The organism is Aquisediminimonas profunda, from assembly GCF_019443285.1.
GTDB classification, from domain to species: domain Bacteria; phylum Pseudomonadota; class Alphaproteobacteria; order Sphingomonadales; family Sphingomonadaceae; genus Aquisediminimonas; species Aquisediminimonas profunda.
This window is the reverse complement of record NZ_CP080327.1, coordinates 1,457,724-1,474,477: the sequence shown is the minus strand read 5'-3', so window position 1 is coordinate 1,474,477 and position 16,754 is coordinate 1,457,724. Positions and strand designations below refer to the sequence as shown.

The window sequence follows — 16,754 nt, the reverse complement described above, 5'->3', positions numbered from 1 at the left end:
ACGCTGCCCGATCAGATCGGAGTAACAAGAGTTCAGACGACGGGACCCCCCATCGCCCGGATTGAAGCATCGAATACCAGGAGAATTGAAATGACCGAGTTCCGCCCAACCTTCGCCATCGCCGCGGTTCTGGCCACGCTTGCAGGCCTCGCCCTTGCAGCAGCGCCGCTCAGTGGCATCGCACTGCTCGCATAACAGCGAGCGCATTCGCCCGCCGGGGAAAATGACCCTCCTCTCCCAAGCCCCCCTCCCCGGCGGGCGAAACCAGCGAGAAACGACCTGCTCAAAGGTCAAGAAGGGGCCCCCGCAGCGGCCCCTTTTTTAATATCGTTCCCAAATTTCAGACAAATCGGCTGAGTGAGGGCGAGGACATATAAAGGAGATGACCAGTGAAGATTGTGCACGCGTCTATCCCAGCTGACTATCCAGAGACAGCTGCGCGCGTATTGGCGGAAATCATGGACGGCGAAGCAATCCCGTTTCCGCCCGGCGGGCCGCGAGCCTGGATGGCTTGGTCTGGTGACGGCAATGTCGAATTCGAAGTGGTCCCCCGCGGCAATCTGATCACCTTTGGTGAAGAGGAAGGCGAATGGCGTCCGCAGAAGGGCACAACGCGGCTATCGGAAGTGCATATCGCGCTGAGCATCAACATGCCAGCCGATCAGGCCATTGCCATCGCCCAGCGTGCTGGCTGGCCCGCACGACGTTGTGATCGTGGCGGCGGCCTGTTTCAGTTGACCGAACTATGGGTTGAAGGTGCCTTCATGATCGAACTGCTCGATCCCGAGCAAACCACGCGATATGAAGAGGTTGTAACGCCTCAGAGTTGGAAACGATACCTCGCTGCCCGAGATGTGGTCTTGGCTGACTGATCGCGGCGCGCTTCAAAAAAAGGGGCCGCCGAAGCGACCCCTTCTCAATTTGAGCCTCAACCGGACGATCAATCGTCCTTGAGGAATGCCGGCACGAAGTTCGGATCGCCGCCTTCGCCACCTTCGGAACGCTCACGTCGAGGACCACGGTCTCCGTCACGACGCGGACCGCGATCGCCGCGGCCGCCGCCATCACGACGAGGACCACGGTCCCGATCGCCATCGCGACGCGGACCACGATCACCACGCGGGCCACGATCGCCGCCTTCACGCGGTTCGCGTGGCGGGCGTGTATCTTCGAGCTCGGCTCCTGTTTCCTGATCGACGACTCGCATCGACAGGCGAACCTTGCCGCGCTGATCGATTTCGAGAACCTTGACCTTCACTTCCTGACCTTCAGAAAGCACGTCTGACACCTTTTCCGTACGCTCGTTGCGAATTTCGGAAACGTGGACAAGACCGTCCTTGCCGCCCATGAAGTTCACGAACGCGCCGAAATCGACCAGGTTCACGACCTTGCCGTCATAGATCTTGCCAACTTCGGGTTCCTCGACAATGCCGGAGATCCACTTGCGCGCGGCTTCGATCTGACTGAGGTCCGAGGAGCTGATTTTGATAAGACCCTCATCGTCGATATCGACCTTTGCGCCGGTTGTTGCAACGATTTCGCGGATCACCTTGCCGCCGGTTCCGATGATGTCACGGATCTTCGACTTGTCGATCTGCATTGTTTCGATGCGCGGAGCGTGAGCCGAGAGTTCCGAGCGAACTTCGCCCAGGGCCTTGGACATTTCGCCAAGAATGTGGGCGCGGCCTTCCTTTGCCTGCTTCAGGGCTGCTTCGAAGATTTCCTTCGTGATGCCGGCAATCTTGATGTCCATCTGCATCGTGGTGATGCCTTCGGACGTCCCGGCAACCTTGAAGTCCATGTCGCCAAGGTGATCCTCATCACCGAGAATGTCGGACAGGATCGCAAAATCCTTGCCTTCGAGGATCAGGCCCATGGCGATACCGGAAACCGGGCGCTTTATGGGAACCCCGGCATCCATCATGGCAAGCGAGCCGCCACACACCGTCGCCATCGAGGACGAGCCATTGGACTCTGTAATGTCGCTCGTCAGGCGGATGGTGTAGGGAAATTCATCCTTGGTCGGCAGCACTGGGTGCAGTGCACGCCAGGCGAGCTTGCCATGCCCCACTTCGCGACGTCCCGGAGCCCCGAAACGGCCAACTTCGCCAACCGAATAGGGCGGGAAGTTATAGTGCAGCATGAAATGCTCGTAGTGCAGGCCGGTGAGCCCATCGATCATCTGCTCCGCATCCTTGGTGCCAAGGGTGCAGGTCGCAATTGTCTGGGTTTCACCGCGCGTGAACAGGGCCGAGCCATGAGCACGCGGCAGAAAATGCGTTTCACCAAGGATCGGACGGATCTGGGTCGTGGTCCGGCCATCGATGCGGGTGCCATCCTTCAGGATCGCACCGCGGACGATTTCAGCCTCAAGCTTCTTCATCAGCTTCTGCGCAGCCATCTGGTCCTGCGGAGCCGCATCGGAGAAGGCTTCCTTCGCCTTGGCGCGGGCTTCGTTGAGCGCATTCGAACGAGCCGACTTGTCCGTCAGCTTGTAGGCCGCAGCAATGTCTTTGCCGATGAGCTTCTTGAGCTTGTCCTTGGCCGCTGAGAGGTCAGCCTGAGCCGCCATTTCCCAAGGATCATTGGCAGCCTGTTCGGCCAGCTTGACGATGGCTTTGATCACGTCGCGGCACGCATCATGCGCAAACAGGACAGCGCCGAGCATAACCTCTTCCGAAAGCTCCTTGGCTTCGGATTCGACCATCATCACGGCATCATAGGTCGCCGCGACAACCAGATCGAGTTCGCCTTCGGCAACCTGCTCGTCGGTTGGATTGAGGATATATTCGCCGTTCAGATAGCCAACGCGTGCTGCGCCGATCGGGCCCATGAAGGGCACGCCCGAAAGCGTGAGCGCAGCTGACGCCGCGACCATCGCGAGGATATCCGGCTCATTCTCTCCATCATAGGAGAGGACCTGAGCGATCGCGTTGATCTCGTTGTAGAAGCCCTCTGGAAACAGCGGGCGAATGGGACGGTCGATAAGACGCGAAACCAGCGTTTCCTTTTCGGTCGCACCGCGTTCGCGTTTGAAAAAGCCGCCGGGAATACGTCCCGCAGCCGAATATTTTTCCTGATAGTGAACGGTCAGCGGGAAGAAATCCTGCCCTTCCTTCACCGATTTGGCAGCCGTGACAGCGCACAGCACCACGGTTTCGCCGAGCGTTGCAATGACAGCGCCATCGGCCTGGCGGGCAACCTTGCCCGTTTCGAGTGTCAGGGTTTGTCCGCCCCACTCGATTGTTACAGTTTTCGTGTTGAACATCTTTTTTCCTTCGGACCAGCCGCCCTATGCGTGCTGGCTTCCTTCTGTGTGCGGAGCCGAATTTGGCCCCTTCACCACCCAGTCGCCGAATTGCGAGAGGATGGCTCCTTCCTTGTTCTCCTGCGAAAGCAGGAGCCCAGCCCCATCGCAGCGATGGACTGGATCCCGGATCGAGTCCGGGATGACGCAAAACGCAAACGGCCCCCGAAAGGGGGGCCGAGCGATTGCGTTACTTGCGAAGACCAAGCTTCGCGATGAGTGCCGCGTAACGATCGTGATCGATTCTCTTGAGGTAATCGAGCAGCGAACGACGGTTGTTGACGAGCATCAGCAAGCCGCGACGCGAATGATTGTCCTTCGCATGGGTCTTGAAATGCTCGGTAAGGTTGGTGATCCGTTCGGTCAGGATCGAAACCTGAACTTCGGGGGAACCGGTATCGCCTTCATGGCGGGCATGTTCCTTGATGAGCGCCTGTTTGCGCTCTGCAGTAATCGTCATCGTTTTTCCTTCGACATCTTTTCAAAGGTTGAATCGCCGCACGGTGCGGACGTTTCCGTCCAGAACCTCCACAAGCGCGAGCGGTGTTTCACCGTTCAGGGCAAGATGGAGGCCGCCTTGTGCGGCAATCCCGGTCAAGACCTGCCCGTTATGGAGCAGCCTTGCCTGTTCCGGGGTAAGGGCGAGTGCCGGGATGTCGTCCAGCGCCGTCCTTATCGGCAAGGTCACGTCTTCAAGGGCGCGGGCCTTAGCCTTTTCCATGAGAATGTCCAGCGAAATCGCCTGATCGAGCCGGAACGGACCCGCCTTGGTCCGTCGGAGCATCGTCACATGGCCAACAGTGCCAAGCGCATGGGCAATATCCCGGGCGAGACTTCGGATATAGGTGCCTTTGGAAACCTGGGCGGTCAGGGTGACTTCCCCAACCGTCGCCCCTTCGCAGGGGCGACGGATAGAGAGTGCGCGGATCGTGACCTGTCGGCTTTCCAAGTCCACGCTCTCCCCCGCCCTGGCCAGATCATAGGCGCGCTTGCCGTCCACCTTGAGGGCGGAGAAGGCCGGGGGGACCTGCGCAATGGCGCCCGTGAAGGTCGGGAGAATGGCCCGGATGGCTTCCATCGTCGGGCGAACGTCCGAAGTTGCAATCAGGGTGCCTTCGAGATCAAGCGAGTCCGTCTCTTCGCCGAACGCAATCGTGAAGTCATAGCATTTGTCACTGTCGAGCATCCGGCCAGCGAGCTTGGTCGCCTCCCCCATCGCAATAGGCAGCACGCCTGTCGCCAGAGGATCGAGCGTCCCGCCATGGCCTACTTTCAGCTTTGGATAGCCGCCCTCGCGCAATGCCCGCTTGACCGCACTGACGCCCGCCGTCGAGCCGAGGCCAAGCGGCTTGTCCAGGATGATCCAGCCGTTGGGCATGTCAGCCGAAAAGCGAAAGGAACCGCGTGCCGAGCCCTAAAATCCACTCGACCGGCGGCCCGATCAACTGCGGCACTATTGCTGCTTTGGGCGACAGCATCGGCAGCACGACAATGAGCAGGATCATGAGCGGAAAGCCATAGCGCGCAAGCCGGGCATAGCGTCGGCCGAGCGAGGGAGGCAGAAGGCCTTCAACCACATGCCCGCCGTCAAAGGGCGGCAAGGGCAAGAGGTTGAAGACCCCAAGCATGACGTTGATAATGGCGAAGTTGATCAGGTTGGCGTTGATAAAGGCAACCGCAATGCCCGGGTTCTGTCCAAAGCCGGCGAGCAGAGCGCCGAGCGCCACAAATGTCAGCGCGGCGAGCAGGAAATTCATGCCCGGCCCGGCCAACGCGACAAACATCATGTGCACACGTGGATTGCGCAACTGGCGCTTGTCGACCGGAACCGGCTTCGCCCAGCCGAAAATAGGGGCACCAGCAAGAGCCAGCCCCATCGGGAGGACGATTGTGCCAATGGGATCGACATGGCGGATCGGATTGAGGCTCAACCGCCCCATTCGCCCGGCCGTCGGATCACCGAAGATCCGCGCGACCCAGCCATGCGCCACTTCGTGAAAGACGATCGCGATGACCAGCGGGACGATCCAGGTCGCGGCCTGGTAGATTGCATCTGACATTCAGCGGCAATACCGCGCGCGGAAGCTGCTGGCAAAGGCGGAAAGCGTGCCTGAGGCAATCGCCTCGCGAAGCCCGGCCATCAATTGCTGGTAGAACCAGAGATTATGCTCGGTCATCAGCATCGCGCCCAGCATTTCGCCCGACCGGACGAGATGATGCAGATAGGCCCTGCTCCAGGGCGCCGTGGGCGACTCCGGATCGAGCGGGGCCAGGTCCTCGGCGAACTTCGCATTGCGGATATTGACCGGGCCATCCCAGGTAAACGCCTGCCCGTTGCGCCCCGAGCGGGTCGGCAAAACGCAATCGAACATGTCGATCCCGCGTTCGACAGCCCCCACGATATCGTCCGGCTTCCCCACCCCCATCAGGTAGCGCGGCCGATCTTGCGGCAATTGTCCGGGCGCATAGTCGAGACAGGCAAGCATGGCCTCCTGCCCTTCACCCACCGCAAGGCCGCCTATTGCATAGCCGTCAAAGCCGATTTCAATCAGGGCATCGGCGGACATCTTGCGCAGGTCCTCGTCAAGTGACCCCTGCTGGATCCCGAACAGGGCAGCGCGCGACGCATGTTCATCGCCCTCGTCAAAGGCGGTGCGGGAACGCTTTGCCCAGCGCATTGAGCGTTCCATCGAAAGCGCTGCCTCATCGCGGGTCGCACCATTTTTCGTGCATTCGTCAAACGCCATCACGATGTCAGACCCCAGCAAACGCTGGATTTCCATCGAGCGTTCGGGCGTGATGAGATGCTTCGACCCGTCAAGATGCGAGGAAAAGGCGACGCCTTCTTCGCTCATCTTCGTGAGCGCCGACAGCGACATGACCTGATAGCCGCCGCTGTCCGTCAGGATGGGCCGGTTCCACTGCATGAACCCGTGCAGGCCGCCAAGCCGCGCCACCCGTTCCGCGCCGGGCCGGAGCATCAGGTGATAGGTGTTGCCAAGAATGATGTCTGCGCCAAGCGCTTCGACATCGGCCGGCTTCATCCCCTTGACCGTTGCTGCCGTCCCGACCGGCATGAACGCCGGCGTGCGAATCTCGCCGCGCTGCATCCGGATGACTCCCGTTCGCGCCCTGCCGTCTGTTGCGGCGATATGGAAGGAAAAGCGATCGGACATGGGCGGCGGCCTATAGCGGCACTTTGGCAACGGTTTCAACTTTGGCCGAATGGCGATAGGCGGGATGCGAGTTTCGATTCGTCAGGGATATGGAATGACCGACCCGCATCCGCTCGACCGGCCTGCCTGGAACGCGCTCACGTCCGGTTGGGCTCCGCTTGCACAGGGCAATGAAAAGGCGCTCCGCCTTGAGCCGGATCATGGCCCCTTTGCTGCCACGGCTGATTTCAGCGACGCCGCACTGGCCGAACTCCCCGCCCTGATCCCGCCGGGCCGGCAAATCTGGATCACCGAAACAGCTGAAATGCCTGACATTCCAGGGGCCGCGCGGCTCCGCTCGGCCGAACTGGTCCAGATGGTTGCCAACAGCCTCAACCCGATGGCAGGCCGGGACGAGATACTTGACCTTCAGGAAAGCGACGCTCCCGAAATGCGCGCGCTCGCTCACCTGACCCAGCCCGGCCCGTTTCTGCCCTTGACGCACAGGCTCGGTGATTTCGTCGGCATCCGCCGTGAAGGAACGCTGGTCGCGATGGCCGGAGAACGGATGCGGCTGGACGGCTATTGCGAAGTCAGCGGCGTCTGCACACTCCCGGAGTGTCGGGGACAGGGTCTTGCCGGCGTCCTGATAAGTGTGGTTGCAGCGCGCATGCTTGCCCGCGGCGAAACACCGTTCCTGCACAGCTATGCCACGAACGCGGGAGCGATTGCGCTCTACGAACGCCTTGGTTTCACCATTCGCGGGCCGATGACGGTCACGATTTTCGTGGAAGAACCGACAGAAACCAACCCTTAGCTTCGTTAACCTCCCTCACAACGCATAACGCGCCGGATGCCAGGCATTGTATCTTTCGACGGCACCCCGAGGGTATTCGATCCCTCAATTTGTGCAGAATGGGCTTTGGACTAAGTTCAAAATTACGGCCGCGGCCCAACATTGTATGCGAAACAAAAGCCGGGCCGCTTGCTATGCTGCTTGAGTGCAATCGCGCTAGAAGACGTCGTAGCTCCGGCGCATCACATTGTCCCCGCAGTCATTGAATCGGGCTTGCAGTTTTGCAGCCGTCGAATTTGCATCGCGCTGAGCATCGCGCCACGCATCCCATGCCTTTCCAAACACCTCAGCGTTGGCGGTCGTGCCAAGCCAGGAAATGATCGTAAGGTCATTGCTGTGCAGGGGGACGGCAATTCTTGTGTTGTAGCCATGCGCCTTGCCCCAACTTGTGTTGAAATCGGCAACAATTCCCAGATAGGTCGGTAAACTGCAGGTAGATTTCAATTTAACCTGAATGACATCTAAGGACTCAGCGAGTGCAGGTGTCGGCAGCAAAAGCGCTGCGCCAAGTAGAAGGCGCTTCATAATAGTCTCTCCAAAGTAAAGTAGTTGTTTTAAAACAACGCATACGCCACTGTAATTGACGAATTGGATCTATTATAAAGCTGAACATGACCCCAATTACTTGAGGTCGTTAGCCAAATGCTGGCAGCACAAATGTCTGCAAATTTCCGACCTCGTTATCTTGGCTTCAGATCGTCGCCACGTCAACCTAGGTGTCTTGAGCAAGCGCACTGTGCAAAATCTTGCAAAGAAATGGCGTGGCCAAGCCCTCATCTGCTGTCGCTTCCCGTATTGGTCGATTTCCAAGATGGCAGGAGTTGCGGTTATCGTGACCCTTGGCTTGAATGCGGTGACGAATGGTTGCGAGGCACCAAGGTTTCGAGTTAGCTTGTGGCGTGATTTGCGTTTGCCCCGCCCTTTTTCATGTTCCGGAGGTTGGGCACTAAGAAGGGAAGAAAAGGCTGTGAGTGACATCCATGGAGGCCAGTGCTTTTGCGGGGCCGTGAAGATCGAAGTTTCGGGGCGTCCCGAAGCCATGGCTTATTGCCACTGCAGTTCGTGCCGCTCATGGTCAGGCAGTCCGGTCCACGCCTCGACAATGTGGAAGGCCAAAGCAGTGAAAATTGTCGCGGGGGCCGAGCACGTGGGAACCTTTCACAAATCGCCCGACAGCATCAGTTATCGGCAATACTGCAAATTGTGTGCCGGCCACCTGATGATCCATCACCCAGACTTCGACATGTTCGATGTATTCTCTGCAACCCTTCCCGACCTCCAGTTCGAGCCCATCGGCCACGTGAACTATGTGGAAACGGTCATGCCCATGCGGGACGGCTTACCGAAGTATAAGGATTTTCCGGTCGAGTTCGGCGGATCGGGGGAGGTCGTTCCAGAGTAGTTCCAGGCGCAATCGGCGGGTGGTCTGCAGGCTGGTTGCAGCAAAATCCTGGGTCATCGAAACCCCAACTCCAAGAGTCGGCCTAAAGGACCTAGGCTTGCAATCCTCCCAACGGTCTATACCTATTCCTATGGCTTGTGCTCTTCAGGGATGATTGCGCTCGTTGACGGGGGAGAAAACAATGAGTGATGCCTTTGATTTTGTTGTCGTCGGCGGGGGCTCTGCCGGCGCTGTCATTGCCGCCCGCCTATCTGAAGACCCGACATGCAGCGTTGCGCTCATCGAAGCGGGTGGGCACCCGCCCGAAAGGGAACTGATGCCGGCAGCCTGCGCCAGCCTGCAGCTCGATCCCGAGACCGACTGGATGTTCTGGGCCGATCCGGGCAAGGCCGGGTTAGGCATGAAGGGCCGGCGTATGCGGGTCGCGCGCGGCAAGATGCTCGGCGGTTCATCCGGCATCAATTACATGGTCTGGGTGCGCGGCCATCCGCAGGATTTTGATCATTGGGCCAAGTTGGGCGCTCAGGGTTGGAGTTATGACGAGGTGCTGCCTGCCTTCCGGCGGATGGAAGACCTTGTTCCCAGCAACGAGATCACGATCGACCAGGATGCCCATGGCCAGAGCGGCCCTGTCGGTATCGCGGTCCGCTCACCGATGATCCCTTCGTCCCGCCTATTCGTTACCGCTGCCGAGGCCACCGGCAGCCCGCGCGGGGATTATAATGGCCGGGATCGGCTGAACCCAAATGGCGTATCCTCAATCATTCAGACGAACACGCGCCGGGGCAAGCGTTCCAGCACCTATCATGCCTATCTCGAAGGTGCAGCCGAAGCACGGCCTAACCTGACCATCATCACCGGCGCGCTGGTCACGCGCGTGGTGCTGGAGGGCGAAGGGGAATCGCTGGCCGCGACAGGCATCGAATATCGCGATGCCACCGGCGATCATTATGTCGTGCACGCGACCAGGGACGTGATCCTGAGCGCCGGTGCCATCGGTTCTCCGCATATCCTGATGCTGTCGGGCATTGGACCGCGCAGGGAACTTGAGGCCGCAGACATATCCGTCAGGCTTGAATTGCCCGAGGTCGGCAAGAATTTGAAGGACCACCAGAATGTTGCGATGGGCTTCGCGGCGCCGGGAGCTGCTGTAACGGCTAGCGAAATCATGCTGTCGATGGGCGCTACGGACGACCAAAGCCAAAAAGAAGAAGCCCAACGCCGCCTGGATGAATGGGAAGCCACAGGGAGCAGTCTGGTTGCGTCGTCATTTGCCGACGCCGTCGTTTTCTTTTCAACCGGCCTCGATACGGACTATAGCCATGACTGCCAGATCACCTTCATGCCCGGCGGGATCGAGTCTAGTCTGATCGGCAATCAATTGAATTTCCAAGAAGAAATGTTCGCCGACGACATCGCAACGACGTTCGGACTCGACAGTGAGAATGTCTATTTGATCAACCAGCTACAACTGCCGCGAAGCTCAGGCGAGGTCGTTATCGAGAGTGCGGATCCAACTGTGCAGCCACGGATCGACATGAACTATTATGCCGATCCAGTTGATCTGAAGGTCATGGTGGCCATGATGCGGCGTAGCCTCGACATCATGGCCAATTGGCCGGACAAGATGGGGCCCCTTTTGCTGCCTCCCGAAATCGCGCGCAAGCATGGCTACGTTGAAGGACAGCCGCCAAGCGACGCGCTGCTCGAAAGCATGGCGCTGCATTTTTCGCATACAACTTGGCACCATAGCTGCACCTGCGGAATCGGCCGCGTTGTCGATCCGCGCCTGCGGGTTTTCGGCATCAAGAATCTGCGTGTTGCCGATGCGAGCGTGATGCCGGAAATCCCCAGCGGGAACATCAATGCCGTTGTGATTATGATCGGCGAAAAGGCAGCGGAATTCATTGCAGCAGATCATGGCTTGGGAGTCGCCAATCGTTCCTTTTAGGCAAGCCCGCCATCTTCCGAGCGGGTTGGAAGCTAACGGTTAATCAAGACAGCCCTGTTTACTGGATCCGCCTCTGGCATTGGAATTGCACTGGCCATTCCAAACGACGCCACATTCCAACATCGACTAAATCCCGAGCATCAATCCTGATGGGCCGATCTGGCAAACCAGCGACCGTGATCAAGCCGGCTTTGTTGGCAGCAGCAAACTCGCATCCCCATAGCTGTAGAACCGATAGCCCTCCGCGATGGCATGGGCATAGGCCGCCTGCATGCGCTCACGGCCCATCAATGCACTGACCAGCATGAAGAGGGTCGAGCGCGGCAGGTGGAAATTGGTCATCAGCCCGTCGATTCCCTTGAACCGGTAACCGGGTGTGATGAAGATCGACGTGTCGCCTTCGAAGGGCTGGATCTGTCCGCCGTCATCGCAGGCGCTTTCGATCAGGCGGAGCGACGTGGTGCCGACCGAAATCAGGCGCCCGCCCGACGCGCGCACGGCGTTCAGGCGCGCGGCTGTGCCGACATCGATCCGCCCCCATTCGGCATGCATGCGATGCTGGTCCGTATCGTCCACCTTGACCGGCAGGAAAGTGCCCGCCCCGACATGGAGCGTGAGGGTTTCATGCGCGATCCCCGCACTGCCCAATGCCTTGAGCAAGCCGGGCGTGAAATGCAGCGCAGCCGTTGGTGCGGCCACTGCGCCGGGTTCATCTGCGAACATGGTCTGATAGTCGGTCGCATCGCGCGCATCGGTCGGCCGCTTGCCGGCGATATAGGGGGGCAGCGGCATCGTTCCCGCCCGCTCCAGCAGGACTTCGACCGGCTCTTCCCCTTCGAAGGAGAGGCGCCAGCTGCCATCGTCGCCGCGCTGGGTGGCGACCGCGAAAACATCGGCCCCGAAGTCGATCCGGTCCCCCTCGCGCAAGCGCTTTGCATTGCGCACGAACGCGCGCCAGTTGCGCAGGCCTTCGCGCTTGTGGAGTGTTGCGCCGATCCGGGCCTCACCTCTGCGGCCTTCGAGCTGCGCCGGGATGACACGCGTGTCATTGAAGACGAGACAATCCCCGGCGCGCAATTGAGACGGCAGGTCCGTCACACGGAGATCGCGCGTCTCGCCGCCATCGAGCACCAGCATACGTGCGGAATCGCGCGGGCTGGCGGGTCTCAGGGCAATCCGTTCAGACGGCAGTTCAAAGTCGAACAGGTCGACGCGCATCAGGGATTGGGCTTGGGCGCCTCGGGCGCTGGAGCGGGCTCGGCGGCTGGCGGCGGCGCGACAGCGGGCGCAGGGATGACAAGCGGAACCCGCGGAGCATCGCGTCCATCGGCTTCGATCCAGGCCCGTACAATCCTTGACGGTTCATCCGTGACGCGCCCTTCGATCGGATCGCCCCGCTTTATGGCGTCGACATATTGCATGCCGGAGGTCACGCGGCCAAAGACGGTGTACTTGCCATCGAGCCGCACGGTTGGCTGGAAGCAGATGAAGAACTGGCTGTTGGCAGTATCCGGCTGGTCCGTCCGCGCCATGGAAACAACACCGCGAAGGTGCGGCAGATCGTTGAATTCGGCCTTGAGATCAGGAAGCGGCGAACCGCCCTCGCCCGTTCCCTTGGGGTCCCCGGTCTGGGCCATGAAGCCTTCGATGACACGGTGAAACACAATCCCGTCATAAAAGCCGGCGCGGGCCAAAGTGCGAACGCGCTCCACACTGGCAGGCGCCTTGTCCGGCCGCATCAGGATCACGACGTCACCACCGGTCGACAGTTCGAGATGCAGGATATTCTGGGGATCGGGCGCTGGAGGTGCAGCAGGCTGCGGCACCTGGGCGGCGACCGCTCCGGCCAGCATGGCAAACCAAACAACGAACAGTTTCAACACGCGCATCGATACCCCTCTCTTCATCCTGCGCGAGCCCTTAGGGCCCGGCAGATGAATGTGACCCGAACTAATCTCCCTTGCGGCCGATCTGATCGACCCGCGCCTTCACATCCTTTTCCACGGCAGGCGCGACAAATTTGCGGATATCGCCGCCATAGATGGCGATTTCCTTGACCAGTTTCGACGCAATGGGCTGAAGCGCCACATCGGCCATCAGGAAGACGGTCTCGATCTCCGCGTCAAGCTGCTGGTTCATGCCTGCCATCTGATATTCATACTCGAAATCGGCCACAGCCCGCAGGCCGCGCACGATAATTGACGCCTTCTGGTCGCGCGCAAATTTCATGAGCAGCGCATCGAAGGCGACCACGTCTATCGTCCCGCCGACATCGGCCACTTCACGCCTGACCATCGCCATGCGCTCCTCTACCGAAAACATGGGTGACTTGGACGGGTTTGTCGTCACACCGATCACGAGACGATCGACCAGTTTCGCGCCGCGCCGGATGATATCCATATGTCCGAGGGTGATCGGATCAAATGTGCCCGGGTAAACACCGATCCGTTCCATCATTTGTCCCTTTCGATCGTGAATCGCGCGATGTCGCGCAGCAGGTCCGCCTCATGGCCGAAATGGCCAAGATGAGCGATTGCCTGATCGACAAGCGCACGCGCCTGCAATTTTGCGCGTTCGACGCCGAGTATGGAAAGGAAGGTCGCCTTGCCTTGCTCGGCATCCTTGCCGAGCGCCTTGCCCGCAACGGCCTCACTGCCCTCGACATCGAGTATGTCGTCCGCAATCTGGAAGGCAAGACCGATATCGCGGGCATAGCCGCGGAGCGGAGCCCGTCCCTCCGGCGGCAGGCGCCCCATGATGGCCCCGGCCTCAATGCAAAAGGCGATCAGCGCTCCGGTTTTCAACTGCTGCAGCCGCGTCACGGTCTGCAGGTCATAGGTTTGGTGTTCGGCCTCCAGATCCATCATCTGGCCACCGGCCATACCGTCAGGACCACTCGCTCGGGCAAGGTCCATGACAAGCTCGCACCGGACGAAGGGATCGCTGTGGGTCGCTTCATCGGCCAGTAGTTCAAAGGCCAGGGCATGCAGTGAGTCCCCCGCCAGAATGGCCGTCGCTTCGTCAAAGGCCTTGTGCACGGTCGGCTTGCCCCGCCTCAGGTCATCATCGTCCATCGCTGGCAGGTCGTCGTGCACCAGCGAATAGACGTGGATGCATTCGATCGCGGTCGCGACTCGCATGGCAGCGTCTGGATCGACATGGAAAAGGGCGCAGGATGCGGTCACAAGCAACGGGCGTAGCCGTTTACCGCCGCCGATCGTTGCATGACGCATCGCCTCGAACAATCGTCGCCGGGGGTCATCGGGCAGTGGCAGGAGGAGATCGAACTGTCGATCCATCGCTTCTGCAATGCCGTCCATCGCGGCAGCAAGGCGAGGCGAAGGCGATGCCATGGACGGGTCAGCCGCCATCAAATGCCTCGGTCCCGGAAGGCCTTCCATCCGGGCCGAGGCTGATTTTTTCGATGCGTGCCTGCGCATCCTTCAGGCGTGCTTCGCACTGCGCCCGCAAGGCATCGCCACGCGTATACAGCCCGATGGACTCATCGAGGCTGGCGTCGCCCGATTCGAGGCGCGCGACAATCGATTCGAGCTGCTTCAGCGCGTCTTCGAAAGACAGGGTGGAAACGTCGTCAACCATTGCCTGCTTCTCTGACCTTGCGGGACATCGCGGTCAAGCGGATAGCGGAATGCCGACGGCGGCTTCGAGGTCCGCAAGAGCCTGCGCCTCGCTGACAACCTTGATCGCGCGCATCCCGAGCGCCGCTGCCGGCTTGCAGTTGATCCCCAGGTCGTCAAGGTAGACGCAGTGGGCTGGATCAACGGAGAGAGCCTCGCACATCATGAGATAAATGCGCGGATCGGGCTTGCGAATGCCGGCCTTGGAGCTTTCGATCACATGGTCGAAGCGCGCCATGATCGCGCCGATAGTTTCTGCCTTGCCCAGCGTCAGGGCCATGCCCGCACCATGCCCGGCCGGAACATTGTTTGTAATGCAGCCCGTCCGAAAGCCGCTCGCCTTGATTGCATCAATGGCGGACACCATCGCCGGTCGCACATCGCCCGACAGGAGCGCTAGGACATCGGCGCCACGGACGTCATGTCCGATACGCGCCGCTTCCTCGGCAAACAGACTGTCAAATGCCATGGCATCGATTTCTGCCCGTTCAAAACGCGCCCAGGCATTGCTGTCGGGATCGGTCGCATTGATCTGGCGGATCGTGTTTGCCGGGAGGCCGCGTTCGGATTCGTAACGCGCAAAGGCGTCAAAAGGCGACGATGTGACGACGCCCCCGAAATCCCAGATCACTGCCTTCAGTTCAGTTTGCATGAAACCACCACACGCCATCGTTCGTTTCGCGCCGCACCCGTCCTTCGAGTTCCAGTCGACGCAGATGAGCCAGTGCTTCGCCCGTGGCCAATTCGCGATGTTCAGGCCCAATCTCGCGATTGAAGAGCTGGCTGAAACAATCGACAACACGCCGCGGCTCGGCCAGATGGCTCGTCAGCGTGTCGAGCCGGGACAGATGCTCGTCACGCAGCGCCCGGAGACGGACGTGCAGCCCCTTGAACGGCTCCCCATGGGCCGGGCAGACAAGCAGGTCTGACGGCAGGACATTGAGCAGCTTGTCAATCGAATAGAGCCATTCGCCCAGTGGATCAGCCATCGGCTCGCTGATGTTGACCGAGACATTGGAACTGATCTTCGGCAGCACCTGATCGCCCGAAACAAGCACGCCGGACATCTCGTTGTACAGGCAGGCGTGTTCGGGGCTATGGCCTGATCCGACAACAACCTTCCAGACATTGGCACCCAGTTCGAGCGTGTCTCCGTCCTTCAGGCGTCGAAAGCCCGCAGGCATCGGAAAGACCATTCGGCTGAACCGGCCCCAGCCCTTGCTGCGCGTCTCTTCGAGGACATCATCTCCCCAGCCAGCGCCGCGCTGGTTGATGATCGCCTCTTCGGGAACCTCGTCCCGCGCATCGGCAATGAGCATGCGCGCTGTCAGCCATTCACCGCGGGTCATCCACACATCGGCATCAAATCGCTTCGCCAGCCAGCCAGCCAGACCAATGTGGTCGGGGTGCATGTGCGTGCAGATGATGCGGGTCAGGCGCGCATTGTCGAGCGCACCCGCAAACAGGTCTTTCCATGCATCGCTGCAGGTCTTGAGCTGCATGCCGGTATCGACGACGGCCCATCCGTCCTCATCATCAAGCAGCCAGCTATTGATGTGCCCCAACGATCCCGGCATCGGGATGCGCGCCCAGCAAATGCCTTCCGCTATCCGCGTGATTTCACCCGAACCAGGCGCGTGGTTGCCAAAGGGATAGGTCAGACCCTTGTGGCTGGTCGCGAGGTAGCTTTCGTCATGAACCAGCGACGCATCATAGGAGACAGGTTCGCTCAACGCTTGAACAATGTCTCGGCGTTGTGCTCGACCGGAGCCACGACGACCTCGACGCCTTCGGCTGCCGCTTCGGCAGCGCGGGCCGCGACCTCGCGCTCATGACGCAGTTCCTCGATCAGCGCCGCACGATCGCCTTCCAGCTTGCCGTCGGCTTGCGCTTCGATGCCCTTGAGCTTGGCAGCCTTCTTCACGACCGCATCAAGCTCGCGCTGGGTGCACAGGCCGAGTGTGACAGGGTCCTTAGGCACGATATCGACAATATTCCAGTGGGTCCGGTCGCGGATGGCCTGGATGGTGTTGCGCGTCGTTCCGATCAGCTTGCCAATCTGCCCATCCGACACTTCGGGATGATTGCGGATGATCCAGGCAATGCCATCCGGCTTGTCCTGGCGCTTGGAAACCGGCGTATAGCGCGGACCCTTCGTGCGCGTGGCCTGTTCGGGCTCGCGAAACATCTTGAGCTCGTAATTGGGATCGGCCTGACCCTTTTCGATCTCCTCAAGCGTCAATTCGCCCGCGCGAACGGGGTCTCGCCCGGTCAGCTTGGTCGCCGCCATATCGTCGGCAATGGCCTGCACCTCGAGAATGTGGAGACCACAGAACTTGGTGATCTGTTCAAACGTCAACGCCGTATTGTCGACCAGCCATGATGCGGTCGCATGGGGCATGAGCGGCTGAGCCATGATGAAAAACCTTTCAGACAAAAGAAGGG

Annotated in this window: 18 protein-coding genes; 4 read left to right on the top strand and 14 right to left on the bottom strand. The window is 60.1% G+C overall.

All coding sequences use genetic code 11. The annotated features are described in order from the left end of the window. Nucleotides 1-389: 389 nt before the first annotated feature. The gene (locus tag K0O24_RS07345) at nt 390-872 is read left to right on the top strand and encodes a hypothetical protein (protein ID WP_219895192.1); all 483 of its coding nucleotides are present in this window, start codon (nt 390-392) and stop codon (nt 870-872) included. A gap of 68 nt (nt 873-940) precedes the next feature. On the opposite strand, the gene pnp is transcribed toward K0O24_RS07345, so the two are convergent. The 5 genes from pnp to tgt all read right to left on the bottom strand — a co-directional run bounded on the left by pnp (nt 941) and on the right by tgt (nt 6,483). Further along, nucleotides 941-3,268, bottom strand: coding sequence for a polyribonucleotide nucleotidyltransferase (gene pnp, locus K0O24_RS07340; RefSeq protein WP_219895191.1), 2,328 nt, complete (start codon nt 3,266-3,268; stop codon nt 941-943). A gap of 229 nt (nt 3,269-3,497) precedes the next feature. Then, nucleotides 3,498-3,767, bottom strand: a complete 270-nt coding sequence (gene rpsO / locus K0O24_RS07335) for a 30S ribosomal protein S15 (RefSeq protein ID WP_219895190.1) — start codon at nt 3,765-3,767, stop codon at nt 3,498-3,500. Nucleotides 3,768-3,788: 21 nt separating this feature from the next. Then, a complete protein-coding gene (truB, locus tag K0O24_RS07330) occupies nt 3,789-4,685 on the bottom strand; it encodes a tRNA pseudouridine(55) synthase TruB (protein ID WP_219895189.1) in 897 nt (298 codons plus the stop codon). A gap of 1 nt (nt 4,686) precedes the next feature. Further along, nucleotides 4,687-5,367 carry a site-2 protease family protein gene (locus tag K0O24_RS07325; protein WP_219895188.1) on the bottom strand — a complete coding sequence of 227 codons (681 nt, stop codon included), beginning with the start codon at nt 5,365-5,367 and terminating at the stop codon, nt 4,687-4,689. Beyond that, entirely contained in the window at nt 5,368-6,483 is a 1,116-nt protein-coding gene (tgt, locus tag K0O24_RS07320; RefSeq protein ID WP_219895187.1) for a tRNA guanosine(34) transglycosylase Tgt, read from the bottom strand. 94 nt (nt 6,484-6,577) lie between these two features. On the opposite strand from tgt, the gene K0O24_RS07315 reads away from it, so the two are divergent. Further along, entirely contained in the window at nt 6,578-7,279 is a 702-nt protein-coding gene (locus K0O24_RS07315) for a GNAT family N-acetyltransferase (RefSeq protein WP_219895186.1), read from the top strand. Nucleotides 7,280-7,474: 195 nt separating this feature from the next. Here K0O24_RS07315 and K0O24_RS07310 read toward each other — a convergent pair whose 3' ends face one another. After that, on the bottom strand, nt 7,475-7,843 hold the full coding sequence (locus K0O24_RS07310; RefSeq protein WP_219895185.1) for a hypothetical protein: 369 nt from the start codon (nt 7,841-7,843) through the stop codon (nt 7,475-7,477). Nucleotides 7,844-8,285: 442 nt separating this feature from the next. Between K0O24_RS07310 and K0O24_RS07305 the strand changes: the two genes are divergently transcribed. Further along, nucleotides 8,286-8,720, top strand: a complete 435-nt coding sequence (locus K0O24_RS07305) for a GFA family protein (RefSeq protein ID WP_484771501.1) — start codon at nt 8,286-8,288, stop codon at nt 8,718-8,720. A gap of 181 nt (nt 8,721-8,901) precedes the next feature. Beyond that, on the top strand, nt 8,902-10,671 hold the full coding sequence (locus K0O24_RS07300; protein ID WP_219895184.1) for a GMC family oxidoreductase: 1,770 nt from the start codon (nt 8,902-8,904) through the stop codon (nt 10,669-10,671). 180 nt (nt 10,672-10,851) lie between these two features. On the opposite strand, the gene queA is transcribed toward K0O24_RS07300, so the two are convergent. The 8 genes from queA to K0O24_RS07260 all read right to left on the bottom strand — a co-directional run bounded on the left by queA (nt 10,852) and on the right by K0O24_RS07260 (nt 16,725). Then, nucleotides 10,852-11,889, bottom strand: a complete 1,038-nt coding sequence (queA, locus tag K0O24_RS07295) for a tRNA preQ1(34) S-adenosylmethionine ribosyltransferase-isomerase QueA (protein ID WP_219895183.1) — start codon at nt 11,887-11,889, stop codon at nt 10,852-10,854. After that, nucleotides 11,889-12,560 carry a peptidylprolyl isomerase gene (locus tag K0O24_RS07290; protein ID WP_219895182.1) on the bottom strand — a complete coding sequence of 224 codons (672 nt, stop codon included), beginning with the start codon at nt 12,558-12,560 and terminating at the stop codon, nt 11,889-11,891. The genes queA and K0O24_RS07290 overlap by 1 nt, the downstream gene beginning before the upstream one ends. Nucleotides 12,561-12,621: 61 nt before the next feature. Then, the gene (gene coaD / locus K0O24_RS07285; protein ID WP_219895181.1) at nt 12,622-13,128 is read right to left on the bottom strand and encodes a pantetheine-phosphate adenylyltransferase; all 507 of its coding nucleotides are present in this window, start codon (nt 13,126-13,128) and stop codon (nt 12,622-12,624) included. After that, complete coding sequence (locus K0O24_RS07280) at nt 13,125-14,024, bottom strand: polyprenyl synthetase family protein (protein ID WP_219895526.1); 900 nt, start codon at nt 14,022-14,024, stop codon at nt 13,125-13,127. The genes coaD and K0O24_RS07280 overlap by 4 nt, the downstream gene beginning before the upstream one ends. 7 nt (nt 14,025-14,031) lie before the next feature. Next, on the bottom strand, nt 14,032-14,271 hold the full coding sequence (locus tag K0O24_RS07275; protein ID WP_219895180.1) for an exodeoxyribonuclease VII small subunit: 240 nt from the start codon (nt 14,269-14,271) through the stop codon (nt 14,032-14,034). 33 nt (nt 14,272-14,304) lie between these two features. After that, nucleotides 14,305-14,961 carry an HAD-IA family hydrolase gene (locus K0O24_RS07270; protein WP_219895179.1) on the bottom strand — a complete coding sequence of 219 codons (657 nt, stop codon included), beginning with the start codon at nt 14,959-14,961 and terminating at the stop codon, nt 14,305-14,307. After that, a complete protein-coding gene (locus K0O24_RS07265) occupies nt 14,951-16,042 on the bottom strand; it encodes an MBL fold metallo-hydrolase (RefSeq protein WP_219895178.1) in 1,092 nt (363 codons plus the stop codon). The genes K0O24_RS07270 and K0O24_RS07265 overlap by 11 nt, the downstream gene beginning before the upstream one ends. After that, the gene (locus tag K0O24_RS07260) at nt 16,039-16,725 is read right to left on the bottom strand and encodes a DUF1013 domain-containing protein (RefSeq protein ID WP_219895177.1); all 687 of its coding nucleotides are present in this window, start codon (nt 16,723-16,725) and stop codon (nt 16,039-16,041) included. The genes K0O24_RS07265 and K0O24_RS07260 overlap by 4 nt, the downstream gene beginning before the upstream one ends. Nucleotides 16,726-16,754 lie beyond the last annotated feature (29 nt).